Source organism: Vibrio nitrifigilis, from assembly GCF_015686695.1.
GTDB lineage: Bacteria > Pseudomonadota > Gammaproteobacteria > Enterobacterales > Vibrionaceae > Vibrio > Vibrio nitrifigilis.
This window is the reverse complement of sequence record NZ_JADPMR010000004.1, coordinates 906,854-926,646: the sequence shown is the minus strand read 5'-3', so window position 1 is coordinate 926,646 and position 19,793 is coordinate 906,854. Positions and strand designations below refer to the sequence as shown.

General features: G+C 43.2%; 21 protein-coding genes. 15 read left to right on the top strand and 6 right to left on the bottom strand.

The features are described 5' to 3' along the window. The first annotated feature begins 9 nt into the window (after positions 1–9). From I1A42_RS20545 to I1A42_RS20525, 5 genes are all read left to right on the top strand, one after another. Positions 10–852 (top strand): tetratricopeptide repeat protein, encoded by an 843-nt coding sequence (locus I1A42_RS20545; RefSeq protein WP_161154188.1) that lies wholly within the window; start codon positions 10–12, stop codon positions 850–852. Continuing rightward, positions 853–1,392 (top strand): TadE/TadG family type IV pilus assembly protein, encoded by a 540-nt coding sequence (locus tag I1A42_RS20540; protein ID WP_196124735.1) that lies wholly within the window; start codon positions 853–855, stop codon positions 1,390–1,392. After that, entirely contained in the window at positions 1,389–1,958 is a 570-nt protein-coding gene (locus tag I1A42_RS20535; protein WP_196124733.1) for a pilus assembly protein, read from the top strand. Before I1A42_RS20540 ends, I1A42_RS20535 begins: the two co-directional genes overlap by 4 nt. Then, positions 1,951–2,364: a YbaN family protein gene (locus I1A42_RS20530; protein WP_196124731.1), complete on the top strand. Its 414-nt coding sequence runs from the start codon at positions 1,951–1,953 to the stop codon at positions 2,362–2,364. Before I1A42_RS20535 ends, I1A42_RS20530 begins: the two co-directional genes overlap by 8 nt. A 74-nt stretch (positions 2,365–2,438) precedes the next feature. Beyond that, positions 2,439–3,131, top strand: coding sequence for an HAD family hydrolase (locus I1A42_RS20525; protein ID WP_196124729.1), 693 nt, complete (start codon positions 2,439–2,441; stop codon positions 3,129–3,131). A gap of 52 nt (positions 3,132–3,183) precedes the next feature. On the opposite strand, the gene I1A42_RS20520 is transcribed toward I1A42_RS20525, so the two are convergent. The 3 genes from I1A42_RS20520 to I1A42_RS20510 all read right to left on the bottom strand — a co-directional run bounded on the left by I1A42_RS20520 (position 3,184) and on the right by I1A42_RS20510 (position 6,501). Next, on the bottom strand, positions 3,184–4,599 hold the full coding sequence (locus tag I1A42_RS20520) for a Na+/H+ antiporter NhaC family protein (RefSeq protein WP_196124726.1): 1,416 nt from the start codon (positions 4,597–4,599) through the stop codon (positions 3,184–3,186). Then, a complete protein-coding gene (locus I1A42_RS20515; RefSeq protein WP_196124724.1) occupies positions 4,577–5,776 on the bottom strand; it encodes a pyridoxal phosphate-dependent aminotransferase in 1,200 nt (399 codons plus the stop codon). Before I1A42_RS20515 ends, I1A42_RS20520 begins: the two co-directional genes overlap by 23 nt. A gap of 95 nt (positions 5,777–5,871) precedes the next feature. Further along, positions 5,872–6,501 carry a helix-turn-helix transcriptional regulator gene (locus tag I1A42_RS20510; protein ID WP_161154195.1) on the bottom strand — a complete coding sequence of 210 codons (630 nt, stop codon included), beginning with the start codon at positions 6,499–6,501 and terminating at the stop codon, positions 5,872–5,874. 294 nt (positions 6,502–6,795) lie between these two features. Here I1A42_RS20510 and I1A42_RS20505 point away from each other — a divergent pair, with 294 nt between their 5' ends. The 5 genes from I1A42_RS20505 to I1A42_RS20485 all read left to right on the top strand — a co-directional run bounded on the left by I1A42_RS20505 (position 6,796) and on the right by I1A42_RS20485 (position 12,290). Then, the gene (locus tag I1A42_RS20505; protein WP_196124722.1) at positions 6,796–7,173 is read left to right on the top strand and encodes a DUF1294 domain-containing protein; all 378 of its coding nucleotides are present in this window, start codon (positions 6,796–6,798) and stop codon (positions 7,171–7,173) included. Positions 7,174–7,623: 450 nt separating this feature from the next. Continuing rightward, the gene (locus I1A42_RS20500; RefSeq protein ID WP_161154197.1) at positions 7,624–8,124 is read left to right on the top strand and encodes a MarR family winged helix-turn-helix transcriptional regulator; all 501 of its coding nucleotides are present in this window, start codon (positions 7,624–7,626) and stop codon (positions 8,122–8,124) included. Next, positions 8,121–9,569 (top strand): efflux transporter outer membrane subunit, encoded by a 1,449-nt coding sequence (locus I1A42_RS20495; protein ID WP_161154198.1) that lies wholly within the window; start codon positions 8,121–8,123, stop codon positions 9,567–9,569. The genes I1A42_RS20500 and I1A42_RS20495 overlap by 4 nt, the downstream gene beginning before the upstream one ends. A gap of 21 nt (positions 9,570–9,590) precedes the next feature. Further along, complete coding sequence (locus tag I1A42_RS20490; RefSeq protein WP_196124720.1) at positions 9,591–10,781, top strand: HlyD family secretion protein; 1,191 nt, start codon at positions 9,591–9,593, stop codon at positions 10,779–10,781. Between the two features lie 12 nt (positions 10,782–10,793). Continuing rightward, positions 10,794–12,290, top strand: a complete 1,497-nt coding sequence (locus I1A42_RS20485; protein WP_161154200.1) for a DHA2 family efflux MFS transporter permease subunit — start codon at positions 10,794–10,796, stop codon at positions 12,288–12,290. 128 nt (positions 12,291–12,418) lie between these two features. Here I1A42_RS20485 and I1A42_RS20480 read toward each other — a convergent pair whose 3' ends face one another. After that, entirely contained in the window at positions 12,419–13,252 is an 834-nt protein-coding gene (locus I1A42_RS20480; protein WP_196124718.1) for a helix-turn-helix domain-containing protein, read from the bottom strand. A 263-nt stretch (positions 13,253–13,515) separates the two neighbouring features. Here I1A42_RS20480 and I1A42_RS20475 point away from each other — a divergent pair, with 263 nt between their 5' ends. Both I1A42_RS20475 and I1A42_RS20470 read left to right on the top strand, forming a co-directional pair. Continuing rightward, positions 13,516–14,655 (top strand): tyramine oxidase subunit B, encoded by a 1,140-nt coding sequence (locus I1A42_RS20475; RefSeq protein WP_196124716.1) that lies wholly within the window; start codon positions 13,516–13,518, stop codon positions 14,653–14,655. Between the two features lie 230 nt (positions 14,656–14,885). Continuing rightward, entirely contained in the window at positions 14,886–16,283 is a 1,398-nt protein-coding gene (locus I1A42_RS20470; RefSeq protein ID WP_196124715.1) for an APC family permease, read from the top strand. Here the strand turns inward: I1A42_RS20470 and I1A42_RS20465 are convergent. Next, positions 16,264–16,533 carry a contractile injection system tape measure protein gene (locus tag I1A42_RS20465; RefSeq protein WP_196124713.1) on the bottom strand — a complete coding sequence of 90 codons (270 nt, stop codon included), beginning with the start codon at positions 16,531–16,533 and terminating at the stop codon, positions 16,264–16,266. The two genes, I1A42_RS20470 and I1A42_RS20465, sit on opposite strands and share 20 nt — an antisense overlap. A 343-nt stretch (positions 16,534–16,876) precedes the next feature. On the opposite strand from I1A42_RS20465, the gene I1A42_RS20460 reads away from it, so the two are divergent. The 3 genes from I1A42_RS20460 (at position 16,877) to I1A42_RS20450 (ending at position 18,941) form a co-directional block, all read left to right on the top strand. Next, positions 16,877–17,671 (top strand): hypothetical protein, encoded by a 795-nt coding sequence (locus I1A42_RS20460; RefSeq protein ID WP_196124712.1) that lies wholly within the window; start codon positions 16,877–16,879, stop codon positions 17,669–17,671. Between the two features lie 291 nt (positions 17,672–17,962). Beyond that, positions 17,963–18,283, top strand: a complete 321-nt coding sequence (locus I1A42_RS20455; RefSeq protein ID WP_161154225.1) for a hypothetical protein — start codon at positions 17,963–17,965, stop codon at positions 18,281–18,283. Between the two features lie 52 nt (positions 18,284–18,335). After that, positions 18,336–18,941, top strand: a complete 606-nt coding sequence (locus I1A42_RS20450) for a histidine phosphatase family protein (protein ID WP_196124710.1) — start codon at positions 18,336–18,338, stop codon at positions 18,939–18,941. Between the two features lie 65 nt (positions 18,942–19,006). Here I1A42_RS20450 and I1A42_RS20445 read toward each other — a convergent pair whose 3' ends face one another. After that, positions 19,007–19,528, bottom strand: coding sequence for a DUF2058 domain-containing protein (locus tag I1A42_RS20445; protein WP_196124708.1), 522 nt, complete (start codon positions 19,526–19,528; stop codon positions 19,007–19,009). Positions 19,529–19,793: the final 265 nt, after the last annotated feature.

Below are 19,793 nucleotides of genomic sequence, written 5' to 3'. Positions count from 1 at the left end.
GATATTGAAATGAATAAATTACTGACAAGTGCTTGCCTCATGTTGCTGATGCTTTCGGGGTGTGCGAGTCACTCTGGTCTGAATAAGGATGCAACCGTATCAAGCCCAGAAAACGCCCAAGAGGCGTTGAAATTGGCGCATATTTTACGTGATAACGCCAAATACAAAGCGGCTTATGAAGTTTATGAAAATATGGATAAGAAGCATCAACTTAAAGATGCTTATGTCTTGGAATTCGCGACGGTTGCAGCATTAGTTGTGTCTCCGAGTCAGGCCGTGATGTTATTTGAACGTGCGGCCGATACCCTAAAAGGGCACATCGAACCTGAACAGCAAGAAGCGATTGATCTCGGTCTAGGACGAGCTTATTTGCAGTTGGCGCAGCGAGAAGAAGCAAGTCAATATTTGCATCATGCACTAACGATTAACCCTAACAATGTCACAGCGCTCAATGGATTAAGTGTTATTGCTAACCTCAATGGTCATACCAAGCAAGCACGGGCGTTGTTACAAAAGGCCATTAAAATCGAACCCAATAATGACATGGTCTTAAATAATTTAGCCATGACCTATTTGGTGACTGGTGAGACTGATAGAACAATCGAATTATTACATGCGCGCCGGGCAGGGTTATCTTTGTCAGGTAAGTTGAATCTAGCATTGGCTTACATACTAAACGAACGGAGTGATCAGGCCCGTAAATTATTGAATCTTGAACTCCCTGCCGATAAGACTGAACGGGTTATCGCTCAATTTGAACAGTTGCGTCATCGTGTTCAACAGGGGCGCCCATTAGCAACAGAAATTGCCTCGTTATCACAAGTGCCTATTCAACTTGAGGAGGAGAACTAAATGCGAACGGCCATTCGTTGTTTAAGGCGCAAGCAGCAAGGCATTGTATCGTTAGAGGCCGCACTGATATTTCCAGTATTGCTGTTTATTTTGGTGATGTTTTTCGAGTTAGCAAGAATTGCGTTGGTGATTACTGTTGTGAATACCTCACTCGAGAGAGCCGTACAAAACCTGCGTAGTGAAGACGATTTTTATTCATTAGGTGAGGCTCAATTGAACTCGCTTATTGTTGAGCGGGTGGCGAGTTATTCTTATGATTTAGTGGATAAAACGAATTTAGAATTAGAGCTCAATACATTTGCCACCTTAGGCGATTTTTCTGGTACTACAGACAGTAGTGGGAGTCGTGATGCAAATGATGATGACGATACGCCAACGTATGCCAATGCGCCGATACTGAATATTACATTAACGCTTAATCAGGATTTTATAACCCCTCTTCCGCAGCTATTTGATCTAGGGAGTTCTTATCAACATGAATTCCAGCAGATATTGGGTGATTTAGTGATCGATGGTGACGATGATGAGGGAAGCTCATGAACCGCCGATTGAAGCGCGTAGCAGGGCTAGCGATGGTCGAATTTACTCTTACGCTCGCAATGCTGGTGGGCACCATGTCTGTCGCGGCTGATCTGTATATGATTAACCGTACCCGAGGAGAGTATGACAGAATTTCACACACTTTAGCTTCTGTATTATCGGTACAAAGCTATCTGAGCGCTGAAGATATTAACCAGTTATTGGCAGCAGCAGTCCCAGCTTCGGCAATAGGGGACTATGAACTTAACATTTATAAAGTAAATTTAGACAGAACCATGGATTGGAAACCCTTGCACCGGGGGAATGTAAGTGGAATCTGTTCCACATTAAGTTCGGGCACAATCTTTAGTGGTGCGTTACCGGAAGAAGACAGTGACAATAGCGATGACGCCATTATGGTGGTTCAATTGTGTGGTGAGTCTGGCGGGCTAACGCCATTTGCTTCGTTGATCGACAATAAAGTCATGGCTGTCACCGCGTATAACCGAACGCAATACAATGATATCGACGTGGATAAAACATTAGCGACTGAGTTAGGTGTTGATGAAGAGGATGACGATGAATAATAAGGATAATTCACCATCAGCGCTTAAGCGTTGGATCTACAAAATTATTGCTGTTTTGAGTTTGGGTATGGCGGTGTTAGGGATTCTATTACCTGGCCTGCCTGCCACGGAGTTTATTATGTTGGCTGCATGGGCAGCAGCAAAAGGGTCACCGACTATCCATCATTGGATTATGTCGGTCCCTTATTTTAAAAATATGATCGACAATTGGCGTAATGGTGGGGTAATTTCTCGCGCTAACAAAATCCAATCCGCGATTTCAATGCTGTGCTGTTTGGGAGTGCTTATCATCATGCATGTACCGGTCAAATTGATACTGCTTGCCGCCGTTGGTATGAGTATTGGCGCTTTTTTCATTTGGCGTCGCCCTGAACATGCCTCTTTGGTCTCTGATAAAGTTTTGTAGTATAACTCATTGTTTAATAGTTATTCTTATACCGGAAGATACACATGCAATGGGATTGTAATCAGCGACAGGTAATGTCTCATATCAAAGCTATCTATTTCGATTTAGATAATACCTTAGTGCACAGAAATGCCAGCATTGATCGCTTTTCTGAGGGCTTTGTGCAGCGCTATGTGAGTTTACTGAGCCATGTGTCTTGCGAGCAAGTGGCAAACTTAATTAAGACGATAGATAACGGCGGTTATCTTGGTGATAAACGCCGTTATCGAAAAATATCCCAAGCGATCGGGGCTGAGCTCTCTACGAAACTTTGTTGGCAACAGCCCATAGCTGCTGATCAGTTAGAGCGCGACTGGAAAACTCATTTCCCTCAATCCACTGTTGAGATGCCCAGTGCTACAAAAGTGCTAAATGAGTTAGCAAAGAAAGGCTACTATCTTGCGATTATTTCCAATGGTGGTCAGCAAAGCCGAATCAATACGCTGGCAGCCACGTCATTCTCTCCACTGATACACCATCTTGTGAGTTCCGAGCAATTCGGTGCGAAGAAACCTGATCCCGCTATTTTCCTTGAGACGATAAGCCAAGCCGGATTTCGGCCAAATGAGTGCGTGTATGTTGGCCATCATCCGGTAAATGATATGCAAGGCGCTTACAATGCTGGCATGCACGCCGTGTGGTTAGCTGGTTTTCACGAACGAGCAGGGCTACCAACACCAGCTTATGTCATACAATCCTTACCTGAGCTGTTGGGTTTAGTTATTTGATTTGGCCAATAAAAACACCTGCATTATGCAGGTATTTTTGCATTAGCAATGATTAAAATTCTGGTTTGCGGCCAAACCCAGTTAGCACCGAAAGCAGCAATACGACAAACAGCACTATTGGGTAGATAAATGCGCCAGCTACGGCATTGGGAGAGACGCTACTCAGCGCCGATGAAATAAAAACAAACACACTGAAAAATGGAATGACAACTCCCAAGGTGTTAGCAAAACCATCGAGCATATTTGCACGCCGATAGGGATGGATATTAAGCCGTTGTCCCGCTTCGTTAATGATTGGCCCAACGGTAAGAATCGTCGCACTAGTAACGCCACCGAATAGGATGGTAACGATATTCACTACCACAGCACATACAATTTCAAATCCACGCTGTGTTTGGCAAAAGGCTGAACGCATTAAGCGATCAGTTAATGACTCTACGACTTTTGCAGAGCGTATAATGCCCATGATTCCAAAAATGGAGACGACCAATACAGCGGTTCCCATCATGCTTTGAATACCATCGGCAAGAAAACCTGTAGCGTGATTACCTAAAGTACCATCGGAGTGAAATACTTGATTGATATCGAATATTCCACTTATCAAACCCAATACAATACCAAATGCTAACGCCAAGCTGGTTGCGATAAAAATGTTATTGGTAAGTTTAGAAATGACCAATAAGACCAGCACTGGAAGTAGCATTAATAGATTAAATGCAGATGCGTGTTCAATTGCCTTGGAATAATCCAATTCATGATGCGCAGCTATTAATAGATAAAAACCTACTGTGATAACAGCGGCGATTATTGAATATTTGAAACGGGAACGAACTACTCCGCCGATATCTGATGATTTACCAGATCGTTGCATCACCTGTGTTGAGGCGGATGCAATGGTAGTATCGGAAATAGGTGCAAGGTTATCGCCAAAAATACACCCAGATACAATTGCCCCAGCTAACATGGCACCATCAACTCCTATGGCACTGCCCGTGTGGAAGAACACAGGAAAAGCAGCAAACATTGTACCGATAGAGGAGCCAGTTGAAGTAGCAACAATACATACTGCCACAAAGGTAAAGGCAATAAACCCAGCTGCGGAAAAATGAAAAGATTGAGCGAACCAAATCAAACCATTTGATAAACCACTGACTTTGATCATTTGTGAAAACATACCAATCAGTAGCAATAACAAAAAGATGGTGACGCTTTCTTTGCTGGCAATTCCTTTTAATACAGCCTCCCAATATTTCTCTTTATTGGTTGCTAAAAGACCAGTAATCATTAAACCAAGGAAAGCGGATCCAGCCAATACATGCATATCGTAGGTCATGTAATGGGTAAATAGCACCATGCAGGAAAGAAAAAATAATGCGAGTGGTAGCAGTGCAATTAGCTGGTTTTTAAAAATAGGAAGATCGTTATCTTCAACGATCTCATTGGTTTTATTTAAAGTTAATGAGACCATCTTTTACCCTCTCGCAAGCGTTGAACAATTGAACATCATCACGGAAACATCCATAAATAAGGCGAAGATAACCCTCGAAGCCTTTCCCGTACTGACCTCCTGGATTAACTAAAACGTTTTGATCTTGCAAAATAAACTGAGTGATATCAGCACCATTACCAATGTTCTCGACATTAATCCACTGTAGGATGCCGCTTTCTGGTGCTTGGCAGCTCACACCTTGAATACTGTTAAAAATCTCGCAAACAGTCGCGCGACGATTGGCTAGTCGTACCTGACGTTCATTAATGATGGTGTCATCGTGCAGGGCAGCTATCGCGCCAGCACATGAAAGATGTGAAGGAGCACCAAGAATGTTCACTGCAGCCCCATAGTATTTATCAATCAGGGTATCGCTGGTATAAATGTAACCTATGCGCAAACCGCTAAGTCCATAACCTTTAGACATAGAACATACCGTAACTGTGCGTTCTAGCATTTGTGGCAGAGAGGCAGGTGCGACGAATTCAATCCCATCAAAAATAATATCTTCAAACGCTTGGTCACAAATGAGGATAAGGTCATTCTCGATAACAAATTCAGCAATATCAGCTATTACTTCTTTACGATAAACTACGGATGTTGGGTTATTCGGGTGACAAATCACCAGTATCTTAGTGTTTGGTGTCAAGTGTTTTTCAAGTTGAGATTTTTCAATTTGGTAGTTGTTCTCTGCCTGAGTGGGAACCTCAATAGCTTTCGCTCCCATCAACGAGATATTGACCATATTATTTGGGTAAGTTGGCGTAGGCACGAGAACTTCATCGCCGCTTTCAAGAAACGGGTACATGGCATAAAACAAGCCAGAATCAGACCCCGGAGTGACAATGATGTTGCGGCTAGGGTCGAGATCTAAGCCCGTTTGACGCTGAATTTTATCTGCGATAGCTACTCTAAGTTCTCGAGGACCAATTGGCATGACATAGTGTGATGAGACCCCATGGTTGACACTGTCTATCAGGGCTTGTTGTACACTCGCCGGCATTGCTGGGTCAGGGAAATCAGGGTCTGCCCAAGCAAGGATAGTTCCGCCACTTTCAATGATTTTACCTGCACCTTCACCAACATCTGCCTTGATGACGGAATCGAATAAACCGCCAGTCACGTTATGAAAAGGGGCTTTAATGTGTTGTTGCATGAATTCCTCCGTGAACTAAATACGTGTGCTACACGTCATGCGTAATAAAAGTTTTCTCAAGTTGATAAAAAATTATCATTTAGGTGCGAAAAAAATTATTTAATCGCTTGTAAGTATCGGTACATGGTTGCCTCTGACACCTTCAGTGTTTTGGCGACTTGGTTGATTGAGCCTTTAATCAAAAATACGCCTTTTTTATCGAGTTCTTTTACCACGTCAATTCGCTCTTCTTTGGTCAAGTGATTGATATTATGAATTCGTTTTTGAATAAGCTCATCAATCACATTGACTGGTAAGCTATCAATCGTTGGCACCAAGCGCTCAGAGACAACATGCGCTTCTTGCTGCTGTGTTTTTCCTAATATGCTTGATACCGCATCAAAGACATTCTGGAAATGGGTTAAATCCTCATTAATACAAAGTAAGCCAACTAGGTGATCTTGCTCTTTAATAAAAAATGTCGACGAATGAAATCGAGTATTGTTCTCTGCCGCGCTGTTATAGATTTGGGTATAATCACGGGTTAAATGATCCTTGTTACGCAAAACCTTTAACACCAAGTCGGTTGCAGAATCGCCGATCTCTCGGCCACTTATATGACCATTACCGATATAAGTAATTGAATGTTCTAAATTACTCAGGTCATGAACCACAAATTCACAGTTTTGCATCTGTTGTGCCAAAAAGGCTGCTATACGTTTAAATAGTTCTAACTGATTGTTCATAATGGTTTTATTTCCAACAAGTTCCTCTCAACTGTCAGTGACTTAGCGGCTTGTCTTGCACCTTTTTATGTTCGTATGCACACAAAAAGAGCAGATAACTTGCCTTAATGATTAAAAGCGCTTTGATTTGTCACTTAATTCATGAGTTATCAATATTTGTGCCGTAATGGAGTATTCACCTTTTGCTGAGTTCTGCTATAAATAACCTCCTTTCAACGCAGTGATGACACAGGCGCGAGTCTATGCCGTCATCCTGTGAGCGTATTTGTGGCTGATTTGGAGTAACTCATCACTATGCCCGTATTATTAAGTAGCGTTTTTCTTGGCGGCTTAGTGGAGCTGTATTGGTTTTATGCCTGGCCGATGATCATTCCGCTTTATTTTGGCTTGATGAGTCTGATTACCTTAATCATGTATGGCGTAGATAAACGTGCGTCGATCAAAGGCTGCTGGCGAACGCCAGAGAAAACATTGCATGGTTGGACATTACTGGGCGGTTGGCCCGGGGCATTGATAGGGCAGACGCTTTTTCGCCATAAAACACAAAAACAACCATTTAAAACCTGGTTATGGCTTTGCACCTTACTCAATATCATCGCTGTGGTCGTGTTATATGTTTACCACCAGTCGCTGCTGCAGGCTGTACACAGCTGGATTCGTTTTGATAGCTAAAAACTGGCAAATTATGACACCGTGCTCATAACTGTTGTGCCGACTTTACCCTTACTGAGTGAATCGTTATAAAGCGCGCTGAATTTACGTGATGGCGATACGATGGATAATCGTATCCTGCTTTTTATGTCGATCAGTCAGCGCGTTGCCTAAGAGTGAAACTATTTTCTCTGAAATAGCATCTTGAAGTGATTGGGTAGAGATGGTTTTTTTAATGATAAAACGTCATTGGGTTAGCATTACCATGCCTTTTGTTAAATAGCTATTTTAATTGATAAAAGGCTCGATAATTGGTCTTGACCAGACATTAACTTTCTCTTGGCTCGCGTCTTGTTTCATATCACAAAATTCAATGTTAACTTTTGCTGATTAGCGTTGACTTATACAATATTGATCACTATATTTAGTTGCTAATGCAACTATTGCACTGACAACTAAAGGTGACTCTTCATGACAGACGACGAAAAAGACGAGTTTTTTCCCTACATTTTGGACAACATTGGTTTCCTATTAGGTAAAACTGATCAGTTAAAAGATCGTTTGCTCGATCAGTATCTCGCTTCGCCTGAAATGATTGAAGAACTCACGGCAACGCAAGCTAAAGTATTGTTTCAAATTAAAAAATTTGAGAATTATCGTCCTTCCGATATCGGGAAAATGCTCAATGTCGATAAAAGTAGCATCACTCGTATGATCGACCGTCTGGAAAAGAAAGGGCTGATTAAACGCTTGCCTGACCCGGATGACCGTCGTTCGTTTCTCTTGGATTTGACTGAAAAGGGCCGCTTAACCGTGGAGCATGGGATGCCATTAGCTATGAACGCATTAGATGAATTAGAACAGGCGTTAACGGTGGAAGAAAAACAACAACTTCGTCACTGCCTTAGAAAAATAGTGATGTCGTCCATCGATGACGTCTGTTTGCAGCAATTAAAACGGGGAACAAAATGATTAAATTGACGCCTTTGGCCGCCATTCTCTCTGTCACATTTTTATATGGCTGTGCTGCGCCAAGTAATATCAAACCCACTAACCATATGAACCAAAAATCGATTTTGGAACATAGCCAGAGTTTGGCGCACGCGCATCTTTCTGATGCTGCTTGGCCAAAACAGGATTGGTGGACGGTATTAAATGACCCACAGCTTAATCAACTGATTGCGCGTGCTCTTAAAAATAGCCCTTCAATTCAATTGGCTAACGCGAATCTAAAGAAAGCATCAGCGTCTGTCATGGCGGCGGATGCGCAATTCGATCCTACCCTAGACGCGCAAGCAGGGTTGGCTCGAACTCGACTCTCTCGTTCAGAAGATTACAGCTATCAGGGTAATCAGTATGGTACGGTTTATAACTTAGGTTTAAACGGTAATTACTCATTCGATTTATGGGGTGGGGAACGTGATGCTTGGGAAGCCAGTGTTAACCAACAACACGCAGCCGCGATTGATCACCAAGCGGCAAAAATCACGTTATCTAGTGCAATTACGACGAACTATATTCAACTGGCGAGTGCGTATCGCCTAAAAGATTTAGCACATAAAGATCTGCAACGCACGCAAGGTATTGTCACGATTACAAAGCGCTTACTCGATAACGGTTTGACCTCGAAAGACAAACTGTATACGGCGCAAAGTAACGCGGCATCTGCGCGACAAACATTGAAAAAACGCACATTGGCAATCAAACAGCTTAAGAATGCGTTAGCAACGTTAGTCGGGGCTGGTCCAGATATCGCAAAAACTATTCAACGCCCAAGTTCTGAAATGAGTACCGATCTGACATTACCGGCAAATTTGCCGGCGAATCTTATTGCTCATCGCCCAGATATTGTTGCAGCGAAATGGCGTGTTGAAGCCGCAGTTAAAAATATTGATGCGGCAAAAACAAAGTTTTATCCCAATCTGAATTTAAGCGCGACAGCGGGTTTTAAAGCCATAATGGGCGATGCCATGTTTGAGGATGTCAGTCGTTCATGGCGTGTAACCCCTGCGATTTCATTACCCATATTTACTCAGCACTTAAAAGCAGATTTGATTTCCGATACAGCCGATTACGACAGCGCGGTCGCGCAATACAATCGCACATTGGTTAACGCGCTTGGTGATGTTGCCGACACGATTTTAGCGCTGAAATCGTCAGCCAATCAGTTAAATGATGCGCAAAACAGCGTGCGTTTGGCTGAGAAGAGTTACCACATTACAGAAAAGCGCTATCAATCTGGAATGGGCAGTCAACTCGAAGTGCTAATGGCGGAACAGCGTTTACTTCAAGCTGAATCGGCTTTAACCGAACTACAAAACCAACAACAAGAAAAGCAAGTAGCCCTAGTAAAAGTACTCGGTGGCGGCTTTCATGACACTCAACCCGCAGATGATTCATCCACTGCAGCACATTGATGATTTTTAAGGTTTTATATTATGCAAGATAACAACAGCGAACCCGCGGTGACGAATAACCAACAGAAACGCAAAAAGAGCCTGACCATTTTTGCGCTTGTGTTATTGATTGCTGCTATCTCAAGTAGTTTTTACTACTTCAACTTTGTCGTTGGCGAAGAAGAAACAGAAGATGCTTATGTGAACGGCAACTTAGTGCAAATTACGCCAGAGTTGACGGGCACCGTTACACGCATCAATGTTGATGATGGTGATTATGTGAAACAAGGTCAGCCATTGGTTTACCTTGATGATGCTGATGCCAACATCGCTTTTGAAAATGCGGAAGCAAACTTAGGCCAAACGGTGCGCCAAGTGCGCGCGCTCTTCAACGATCTTGAGCAAGCAAAAGCAGTAGTCAAGACCAAAACGATTGCTTTAGAGCAAGCGCAAAGTGACTACAATCGTCGTAAAAACATGGTAAAAGCGGGCGGCTTATCGCGCGAAGAACTCAGCCATGCGCGTGATGTAATGAACTCTGCAAGCCAAGATTTAGCGGCCGCTAAACAGCAATTGCAAGCGCGTAAAGCTGCGGTACAAAATACCACAGTAGAAACGCATCCATTGGTAAAAGCGGCGATTGCTAACGTGAAGAAAACCTATTTGGACAAACGCCGCACCGTGTTAGTCGCTCCTGTTTCTGGTTACGTTGCCCAACGTAACGTACAGGTCGGTCAACGTATTTCACAAAGCTCGACACTGATGTCGGTTGTGCCACTGAATCAAGTGTGGGTTGATGCCAACTTTAAAGAGACTCAGTTAACAGATATGCGCCTTGGTCAAAAAGTGAATCTGATTTCTGACCTCTACGGTGATGATGTGGTGTTCCACGGTACGGTTGAAAGCCTAGGTATCGGTACTGGCAGCGCGTTCTCTGTGTTACCTGCGCAAAATGCAACGGGTAACTGGATCAAAGTAGTGCAACGTTTACCTGTGCGTATCAAACTCGATGATAAAGAGCTGACTGCGCATCCGCTCCGTATCGGTTTATCCATGACCGCAGAAGTGGATACCTCAAATAAAGAGGGTGCATTACTGTCGCGTACTAGTTCTGATAAAGCGCTGTTTAAAACGGATGTTTACAGCCAGTCACTAGCCGGTGTTGAATCGCTGGTGGATCGCATCATTGATGAAAACGATTCAGCCACGCAAAAATTCTTGGCAAAAGAGTAATAAGGGTCTGCTATGAGTGAGCAGCAACAATTTCGACCCGCGAACATGGCGTTGTGTGTCTTCGCCATTTCGTTAGGCGTATTTATGCAGGTTCTCGACTCGACCATTGCCAACGTGTCACTGCCAACCATCGCAGGTAACATGGGCGTCAGTCTTAACCAAGGTACGTGGGTGATTACCTCATTTACCGTCAGTAACGCGATTGGTTTGCCCATCACGGCTTGGCTAAGTCGTCGGGTAGGGGAAGTGCGTTTGTATGTCGGCGCTCTTATCTTGTTTAGCCTGATGTCGTTGATGTGTGGCGTCTCGCAAACCATGAGCCAGTTAGTGGTGTTCCGTACCTTGCAAGGTTTGGCAGCAGCGCCGTTATTTCCGGTCAGTCAGGTTCTTTTAATGTCGATCTTTCCTAAAGACAAACGGCATATGGCGCTGGCTTTAATCGGTATGGTGGCGGTGGTTGGGCCGATACTCGGGCCAATCTTAGGCGGTTGGCTAACCTATGATTACAGTTGGCCGTGGATCTTCTTTATTAATATCCCGATCGGTATTTTTACCGTGCTGGTGGTATTACAACAGATGAAAGGGCGTCCACACACACCTCAAATCGTGAAACTCGACGTGATTGGTTTAGCCACCATGGCGTTAGGTGTCGGTGTTCTGCAAGTCGTACTCGATAAAGGCAATGATCTGGATTGGTTCTCTAACCCTTGGATTATTGGTGGCTCTATCTTTGCGGTTATTATGTTGGTGTTTATGGTGATTTGGGAGCTGACGGATGATAATCCGATCATCAACCTCAAACTGTTTCGTAATCGCAATTTCTGCATTGGTACGATCATCTTAACCTGTGGTTATGCTGGCTTTTTCAGCATCAACTTGATTTTGCCGCAATGGCTACAAAGTAATATGGGGTACACCGCATTATGGGCCGGGCTAGCTTGTGCACCAATGGGGGTATTACCACTGTTTTTAACGCCAATATTGGGCAAGTTTGGTCATAAGATGGACATGCGCGTTTTAGCGGCGGGTTCCTTTGTTGTGATTGCCATGACCTGTTATGCGCGGGCACGCTTTAATACTGATGTGGATTTTGCTACGGTCGCTTGGATTCAGCTCTTTATGGGAATTGGTATTGCTTTGTTCTTTATGCCAATGACGACCATTTTGCTGTCGGATCTGCATGGGTCTGATGTGGCGGATGCTGCATCGTTATCGACCTTTATTCGTACCATCGGCGCCAGTTTTGCTTCGTCTTTAACCAGTTGGTTTTGGGCGCATAATGCCGCGTTACATCACTCCGTGATGTCAGAGCATATTTCGAGTTATAACCCACTGGTCGCGCAAGATGTTCAGCACGGTGGTTTGTCATATCTCGAAAACATCAATGGCACTATCACCAATCAATCGTACATGATGTCAACGATTGATCTGTTTACGTTCTTGATGGTCATGTTACTGATATTGGTGCCGTTTATCTTCTTTACGAAGAAAGCCAGTGCCGCTCATTAGCGAGAGTAAGTCAGCTATCATGTAAGAAAGCGTATTTTCTTTCGATGTGATGGGTTCTAGCGCAAACCATACAAAGCCTCGTCTCTACGAGGCTTTTTTGTTTTATTTTGGTGCATTTGCACCAATATTTACCACGTGGTGAGGTGGTCGAGATATTGGTTTTGCTGCACTTTATGTTGGTATTGCATCGGAGTGGCGTGCACCAGCTTTTTAAACTCACGTAGAAAGTGGGCTTGGTCGCTAAAGCCTAGGCCAGATGCAAGGTCAGTGAAGGTCACGTTATCGAGATGATTAATGCTGTATACCGCAGATTGGCAGCGAATCGCCCGAATAAAAGTCTTCGGTGTAAGGCCAATATCTTGCTGAAATTGTCGTTGTAAGGTGCGGGTGGTATAGCCAGAATAACGTTCTAAATCTTGTACTTGGATATTGCCTTTCTCCGCGCAAATCTTTGCAACTAATTGCGACGTTAAACGTGAAGGGATACGAGCCTGTTTCTGTTCTAAAAAAGAGTTAATCAAATTGACACGAGCCATAAACGAATCGGCTTTCACCACCTGTTCACAAATGTAGTTGCTATCACAGACAACATCAGTAAGGCTGGACTGTTGCTCGATTAATTCAGCCGCAATCACATTGAGAAAATCGGGCACAATACCAGGAATAAAACGCACGCCAAAGTAGGAGTGGTGAGGGTTAAAGCGCACTTCACGCGCTTGTAATGTGGTTCCACATACCAAACTTGCAGGGTTTTCATTATCACAATCAAACAGTAAATCAACACAGCCATCAGGGATAGCGATGGTTTCTCCCGCTTCACAGTCCATCGTAAAACTATAAAAATGGGAAATATAAGGATGTTTGGGCGTTTGATGGGTATAAAACTGCGATGCACTGAGCACAAACCAAGGCTGTTTTGAATGAATGCCCGCAACATGTTGCCTTGCGATAATGTCAGTCATAATTCACTCCTTGTGGGCCCGTTTGTGTGCCATTGTCGGTATGGTTATTTTTCTCTTACTGTAAATTAAGCAAATTTCACGCCATTTAGCAGCCAGTTCTCTGAACTTCACTTCACCCTGCCAATGTCGCAAAAATTCAATACAGCACTAAATCACCTTGTCAAACTCAATAACGGCTCATGTCTTTGGCGATAGTTATAGCCCTATCACCAAATTTAGGAACGGCATGTCAGTGATGGATAACAAGTGCAATAGGTGGACGTATGTCAGCAAATACCAAGATAGATTTTCTTTACCTCTCAGAACCCGACATGATCAAAGCGGGGGTTACCGACATGCCCCAATGTGTTGATGCAATGGAAGAGATGTTCGAATTACTCTACAAAGGTGATTACCGCATGGCGGGCGCGAATAATGATTCGCACGGAGCCATGATTACCTTTCCGGAAGAATCTCCTTTTCCGATGATGCCTAAACCAACGGCCGATCGCCGTTTAATGGCTATGCCTGCTTATCTTGGTGGGGATTTTCAAACCTGTGGTGTGAAATGGTACGGCTCTAATATCGCTAACCGCGAAAAAGGCCTACCACGTTCTATTTTGATGTTTATTCTCAATGATGTTGAAACCGGAGCGCCTCTCGCTTATATGTCGGCGAATTTACTATCGGCTTATCGCACTGGTGCGGTACCGGGCGTTGGCGCACGTCATTTAGCACGCAAAGATTCCAAAGTGATCGGTTTACTTGGTCCGGGTGTCATGGGCAAAACAGCGGTCGCCGCCTTTATTTCTGAATGCCCAGAGATTGATACCATCAAAGTTAAAGGCCGCGGACAAAAAAGTCTCGACAGCTTTATGACTTGGGTCGCCGCCACTTACCCACAAATCAAAACCGTTCAAGTGGTGGATACCATTGAAGAGATTGTGCGCGATTCCGATATCGTCACTTACTGTAACTCAGGTGAAACTGGCGACCCAAGCACCTATCCAGAAGTCAAACGTGAATGGGTAAAACCGGGTGCTTTTCTTGCTATGCCAGCATACTGCCGTTTAGATGAGGCAATGGAACAAAACGATGTACGTAAAGTGCTGGATAACACAGGCCTTTACCAAGCATGGTTTGAAGAAGCGCCAAAACCGGCCCACCACCATATTCCAATTATTGGTGTGCGCTTTATGGATATGATCGAAGAAGGGCTGATTACCTTAGATAACTTAGAAGACATCGGTAAGATTGTCGCAGGGGATGCGCCAGGGCGTAAAAATGATGAGGAAATCATCATCATGTCTGTTGGCGGAATGCCTGTTGAAGATGTGGCTTGGGGCACCAAACTGTATCGCAACGCACTGGAACAAGGCATTGGTGTCTCCCTTAATCTTTGGGAAACCCCAGCACTGAACTGATCCCTTTTCTATTTGTTATTAATTAACCAGCGTTGGTAGCGTGCCATTTCGCTATCAACGCTCCTCCCTTACTGAACATGACCGCATAATACGCGGGTAGCTCAGTAACATTCGCCTGCACAAGTTCATGCTGGCCGTGGTTTGTACTGTGTGATCTATAGGAAGTGGTCAGCAGCACAAAAGCCAAAATGCGTTGGATTTGAGTCGGTTGTTACAAAAGGATGAGTAACATGAGTAAAGCAATCTCGTCAGCAAAGCTGGCAATGTTTGAAAAAGCACCAGATAAAGCATCGGGTAAAATGGGTTTGCCAACCATGATGGGCATTTGTATTGGCCTCGTGATTGTGCAGGGTGCCATGATTTCGGCCATTCAGGGCATTGGCATAGGCGGCATGGGATTTATCGCTGCGATGATATGTGCATTTGTTTTGGCGCAGTTTAATGCCATGAGTTTTGCCGAATTATCATTAATGTTTCCTGGTGAAGGCACGCTCGCCACCTACACCAAACGAGCGATCGGTCAATTCCCTGCGATTGTCTCTGTGTTTGCCGGTTATGTTGTGGTGGCGGTGTTAGCGCTACCAGTCGAGATGATTTTGGTCGACGCCATGCTAGATAAACTGTTACCGGGCGTTTTTCCTGCGAAGGTGGTTCCCCTGACCATTTTGGCTGTGCTCTGTATCACTAACCTAATTGGTACGGATGTGTTTGCGAAAATACAAAACTCGTTAGCATTTATCTTGGTCGCGGCCTTAATTCTAGTCGGTGTTTGCGCGGTGACAGGCGTTGGTGAACCGCATCCACAGCTAAGCGGCGCGTCTGTTGATTGGAGCTTTACTGGGGTATGGAATGGCAGCTTTATCGGTTTGATCGCATTAGCCATGTGGTTAATGGTTGGAGTGGAATTTATTTGCCCAATGATCAACGAAGTCAAAGCGCCACTGAAAAATATTCCTCGTGCTATGCACTGGTCACTGCTCCTAATCTTTCTTATCTTCCTCGCTTTTTCTTACGGTGCCAGCGAATATCTAAATGTGGACCAGCTTGTTAATGGATCTATCCCATACCTAGATTATGTTCATGCAGTATTTGGTCGTGCTGGGTTAGCCATTGCAACATTAATGGGGCTCGCTGCCACATGCAGCACCGTGAATACCTTATTAGCGTCGATTCCAAAAATGATGCACGGCATGGCAGAAGAGAAACAAGCATTTCCTATCTTTAAAGCCGTGAACCGTTTTAACGCCCCTTGGGTAGGTATCGTGACCATCGCGGTATGTACCGCAATCCCATTTTTGCTTGTGGATATGGATTCATTAATTGTATTAGTGATTGCTGCCACCACTAGTTGGTTACTGGCGTATATTGTGGCCCACATTGATGTCATGGTATTGCGCCGCCGCTTACCGGATTATGAGCGTCCTTATCGCACGCCGTTTTATCCGATTCCACAAATCGTCGGCATTATCGCCATGGCGTATGTTGCGTTAAACAATGCACCATCAGCAGAAATGACTCACACGGTGTTTGCCATTACCGGCGGTATGCTTGCCATAATTAGTCTAATCACGGTCTTTTGGGTCAAGTTCTATATGAAACGCGGGCTATTTACTCCAGACATGGATTAACGTTCATACTCACCGCTTTAAAACCACAAAACCCGCTGCGTGCGGGTTTTTGCTTGTTGATAAATTGCTGCCCTTTGGTGAGTGTCAGCCTCTCAAAGAGCATAGGGATATAGTGGGAGATAATGACTAAGCCTGAGTTACTAATAGTGATTGGGTCGTCATTTGAGGTTTCTTCCGCCTGCGGATCTTGCCAAGGTATTCCGTTGTCAGATGAACCACCATTATTATTGGGTATGTCGATATATTTCATATAAGGATATTCTATATATTTAATCTTGTGAGTAGATATTTACTTATAAAGAGCAATTTAAAAATAATTTTTTATGTATTGGTTTTTAATATCATTTTAAATGAATTACAGCCTACATTATCGAGGTTGATTGATACCAAATTGATACGATTGAACTGTCTACAATCATGTATGTTACTGGAGATAAGTTCATGATGGATGGTGATAATCAAACAGAAAGAAATCTATAAGGCCAAGTTAGACAATTGCTTACGATCTTTAGTTAGTGTTTGTTCTTTCAACAATATGGACAAGCAGGCAGAATTCACCTTACTCATACTAATGTAAAAAAAGAGATGTTTAGATGGTAAATTATCAACCTTTCATGTCTATTTATGTAGAACATGAGTATTACAATACATCGCCAAATCACCTTGCTCCTATCACGCTCATTCCAAGCAGAGAAACCTTAATCATGCTTACGCAGATGGGAATATTATTAAAATCGGGTGGTGGAGTGTTGCATCTGATTGCCGATACTGCGCGGTTTAACGAAGTGGTGGCCGAATTCAAAAACTTGCCGATGCAGCTTTTCTTATTGAGCCATCATCCTGGGCTAAGAAGTGTGACTAAAATGCCTAATGAGTTTGATGTGTCTTTAGTTGAGACGACCATTAAAGACCAAACTGAGCTCGTTGTTCCTGTCGAAACATGGCTCGATAAAAACGAATACATTAAATACATTAGTCATAATAGTGTTGAAACTTTTGATGCGAATTTAATTGGTATCGTTAATGCGACCTTGCACAAAGAAGCGCTTACGCTGAAAAATAAATCGTTAACAATTAAATATGAAACGATGTCTTCTATCTGGAAATATTATTTTCTTAAGTTGGACACCAGTAAAACGTATCAGATTACCGATAGTTCAAACTTCACTACCTTTACCCCAAGTATCGAACAGTTAAACAGAAAAGACATCGTTACTTTTACCTCTGATCGGGCTATTGCTTTACACCAAACCTACACAGCAACCTACGCTTTGAATAATGAAAGAAAAGTGATTGTTAAAAGCTTACCTGTCGCTGAAACTGAGCAGTTATCAGCGATTGTCACCGATAATGGTCGCACCTATTTATCTCATATTTATATTAACTAGATTTAATTGTGCTCTACCCAAGTGACCTCAAGATGCTGTTTCAGCGAGAATGTATTCGCTCTGAATCCTGTATCTTGAGGTTATCTGGGTAGATTAATAATGGCCGTGATTAACGTGCATTATTGCAGTGTATAGGAATATATGAGTGCTATTTTGTGGGACCCGATCAAACATCAAGTCATTATTTGATGCATTATGAGCTACTTAGCGTATTACTGTGGTGTTAATTTGCAATGCGACAGTGATGTCGGTGTTACTCGCTTCAAGGACAGAAGAGTAGGGCTATAGTCTATGAATTTGCTCGTTTTTACCTTTCTGGTATGTCTCTATTTTCATCTTAATAACAGTGATACACCGCCAAAAGAAGCATATAGCGCAATGATATTTATGGGATTTTATCTTGTGGTGTTTACATTTATTCCGCCTTTCCCTGATATAAGATCAACCTATATGAGCGCTTTGTACCAAGGCGTTCCAATGCTTTCCTTCGGCGCGGTGTTATTTCCCCACCTCAATCGCACATCTCCAGAAGTGGTAACTCGTGTATTGGGTTGGTCGGGTATGGTGTTGGTATTTGTTATTCTTGTCATTTTTAAGCTGGTGGTATGGTAGAGGCAATAATTCGCGTAAATAGGTTTGAATCAGTTCGTTAAGGAAAGAAAAAGTGAGTAGAAGAATTTTTATTTTAAGACATGGCGAAACACTGTTTAACTCTCAAAGAAAGTTACAAGGTCACTGTGATTCTCCTTTAACTGAATTAGGTGTTTCACAAGCGCGGTCGGTCGGGGCAACCCTTAAATCATTTTTGACACCAGGGAAGTTTGATATTTATGTCAGCCCACTTGGGCGTGCAATTCAGACTGCGCAGCTTATATGTGATGAGATTAATGTTTCTTATGATGCGTTAATCTCCGAGCCTCGAATAAAAGAGTACTCGTTAGGAGATTGGGAAGAGCACCACATTACCGATCTGATAGAGCAAACCCCTGAGCTATTTGAACAACGTGATTGGTTTATTCATGCGCCTAATGGTGAATCTTATAATGATGTGACTCAAAGGTTAACTGATTGGTTGGACGATTTATCCAACGATGAGCGTGATGTAGTCGTGATCAGTCACGGTTTAACAGGGCTAACCTTACGTGGCATGTTAACCGCGCAAGCTTATGACGACATTTGGCAGCAAACCATTCCGCAAGATGCATTCTTTATAGCGCAAGATGGTCAACTGGAAAGGGTCAATTGCGTTTTGGATGAAGTAGAGAGCTAATTGCTCACTTAGGTTGTATGGACCGGAGCAAGCCGTTGTGAGGGCTTGCTCAGTTACTTTCTGAATTACCACATGAGATCGTCAGGAACGACGAAATCAGCATATGGATCGTCTTCATTAATTGTTTCTGGTTCTTTGGTGTTTTGCGCAATGACAATAGTTTCGTCGCGCTGGGCGATTTTATCAGCCACACTACTTGGTATCACAACGTAACTTTCACCTTGTTTGGCGATAGCCAAAATACCTTTCACGAGCTGTTTACGCACCAATTCAGTGACATAAATAGACTTAATGATCGTGCCTTCAGTGAAGTTATATTTTTCTTCACCGTTGTTTAAATCGAGTTTATTCATCTCAATAAGTTGCGCAATTTGACTCTGGACTTCTTTGTTAAGGCGTTGCTGATTTTGCTCGGCATTTAACGCTTTATCACGTTCGAGCTGTTGACGTTTTTGTTCTTCAACGGCTGCTTTTACTTCACGAGCTTGTACCCGAGACTTCTTGGCCCCTTTCTTTACTTTTTTTAGTTTCTTTTCGTTAACAAGGCCTGCTTTTAGCATTTGCTCTTGTAGGGTTAGTTTTGCCATGGGGAACTCATCTTCATTTAATCAATAGCGCATTTTAACCTGTGGAATAGGGTAAATAAAGCAAGTAGGGAAACTATTATTAAAGGGGCAAAGAGGTGGTTACCAGAGCAATCTGGGGCATAATTTGGCTTCATTATTACCGGTTTGATTTATACCTTTAAAAAATAGTCCCTAAGCCAAATCGTGATTCTATTCATAATTTTACACAATTCTTGATACACCTCATGAAGTGGATCACAGTTTTCCTTTAGCATGGCACACTAAC

What these genes read in the sequence shown, in the direction of transcription:
- I1A42_RS20505 (WP_196124722.1), top strand. Translation starts at nt 6,796, where the DNA reads ATGCCCGTATTATTAAGTAGCGTTTTTCTTGGCGGCTTAGTGGAGCTG.
- I1A42_RS20490 (WP_196124720.1), top strand. Translation starts at nt 9,591, where the DNA reads ATGCAAGATAACAACAGCGAACCCGCGGTGACGAATAACCAACAGAAA.
- I1A42_RS20540 (WP_196124735.1), top strand. Translation starts at nt 853, where the DNA reads ATGCGAACGGCCATTCGTTGTTTAAGGCGCAAGCAGCAAGGCATTGTA.
- I1A42_RS20500 (WP_161154197.1), top strand. Translation starts at nt 7,624, where the DNA reads ATGACAGACGACGAAAAAGACGAGTTTTTTCCCTACATTTTGGACAAC.
- I1A42_RS20525 (WP_196124729.1), top strand. Translation starts at nt 2,439, where the DNA reads ATGTCTCATATCAAAGCTATCTATTTCGATTTAGATAATACCTTAGTG.
- I1A42_RS20545 (WP_161154188.1), top strand. Translation starts at nt 10, where the DNA reads ATGAATAAATTACTGACAAGTGCTTGCCTCATGTTGCTGATGCTTTCG.
- I1A42_RS20520 (WP_196124726.1), bottom strand. Translation starts at nt 4,599, where the DNA reads ATGGTCTCATTAACTTTAAATAAAACCAATGAGATCGTTGAAGATAAC.
- I1A42_RS20515 (WP_196124724.1), bottom strand. Translation starts at nt 5,776, where the DNA reads ATGCAACAACACATTAAAGCCCCTTTTCATAACGTGACTGGCGGTTTA.
- I1A42_RS20455 (WP_161154225.1), top strand. Translation starts at nt 17,963, where the DNA reads ATGAATTTGCTCGTTTTTACCTTTCTGGTATGTCTCTATTTTCATCTT.
- I1A42_RS20480 (WP_196124718.1), bottom strand. Translation starts at nt 13,252, where the DNA reads ATGACTGACATTATCGCAAGGCAACATGTTGCGGGCATTCATTCAAAA.
- I1A42_RS20460 (WP_196124712.1), top strand. Translation starts at nt 16,877, where the DNA reads ATGGTAAATTATCAACCTTTCATGTCTATTTATGTAGAACATGAGTAT.
- I1A42_RS20535 (WP_196124733.1), top strand. Translation starts at nt 1,389, where the DNA reads ATGAACCGCCGATTGAAGCGCGTAGCAGGGCTAGCGATGGTCGAATTT.
- I1A42_RS20510 (WP_161154195.1), bottom strand. Translation starts at nt 6,501, where the DNA reads ATGAACAATCAGTTAGAACTATTTAAACGTATAGCAGCCTTTTTGGCA.
- I1A42_RS20470 (WP_196124715.1), top strand. Translation starts at nt 14,886, where the DNA reads ATGAGTAAAGCAATCTCGTCAGCAAAGCTGGCAATGTTTGAAAAAGCA.
- I1A42_RS20530 (WP_196124731.1), top strand. Translation starts at nt 1,951, where the DNA reads ATGAATAATAAGGATAATTCACCATCAGCGCTTAAGCGTTGGATCTAC.
- I1A42_RS20485 (WP_161154200.1), top strand. Translation starts at nt 10,794, where the DNA reads ATGAGTGAGCAGCAACAATTTCGACCCGCGAACATGGCGTTGTGTGTC.
- I1A42_RS20495 (WP_161154198.1), top strand. Translation starts at nt 8,121, where the DNA reads ATGATTAAATTGACGCCTTTGGCCGCCATTCTCTCTGTCACATTTTTA.
- I1A42_RS20465 (WP_196124713.1), bottom strand. Translation starts at nt 16,533, where the DNA reads ATGAAATATATCGACATACCCAATAATAATGGTGGTTCATCTGACAAC.
- I1A42_RS20445 (WP_196124708.1), bottom strand. Translation starts at nt 19,528, where the DNA reads ATGGCAAAACTAACCCTACAAGAGCAAATGCTAAAAGCAGGCCTTGTT.
- I1A42_RS20475 (WP_196124716.1), top strand. Translation starts at nt 13,516, where the DNA reads ATGTCAGCAAATACCAAGATAGATTTTCTTTACCTCTCAGAACCCGAC.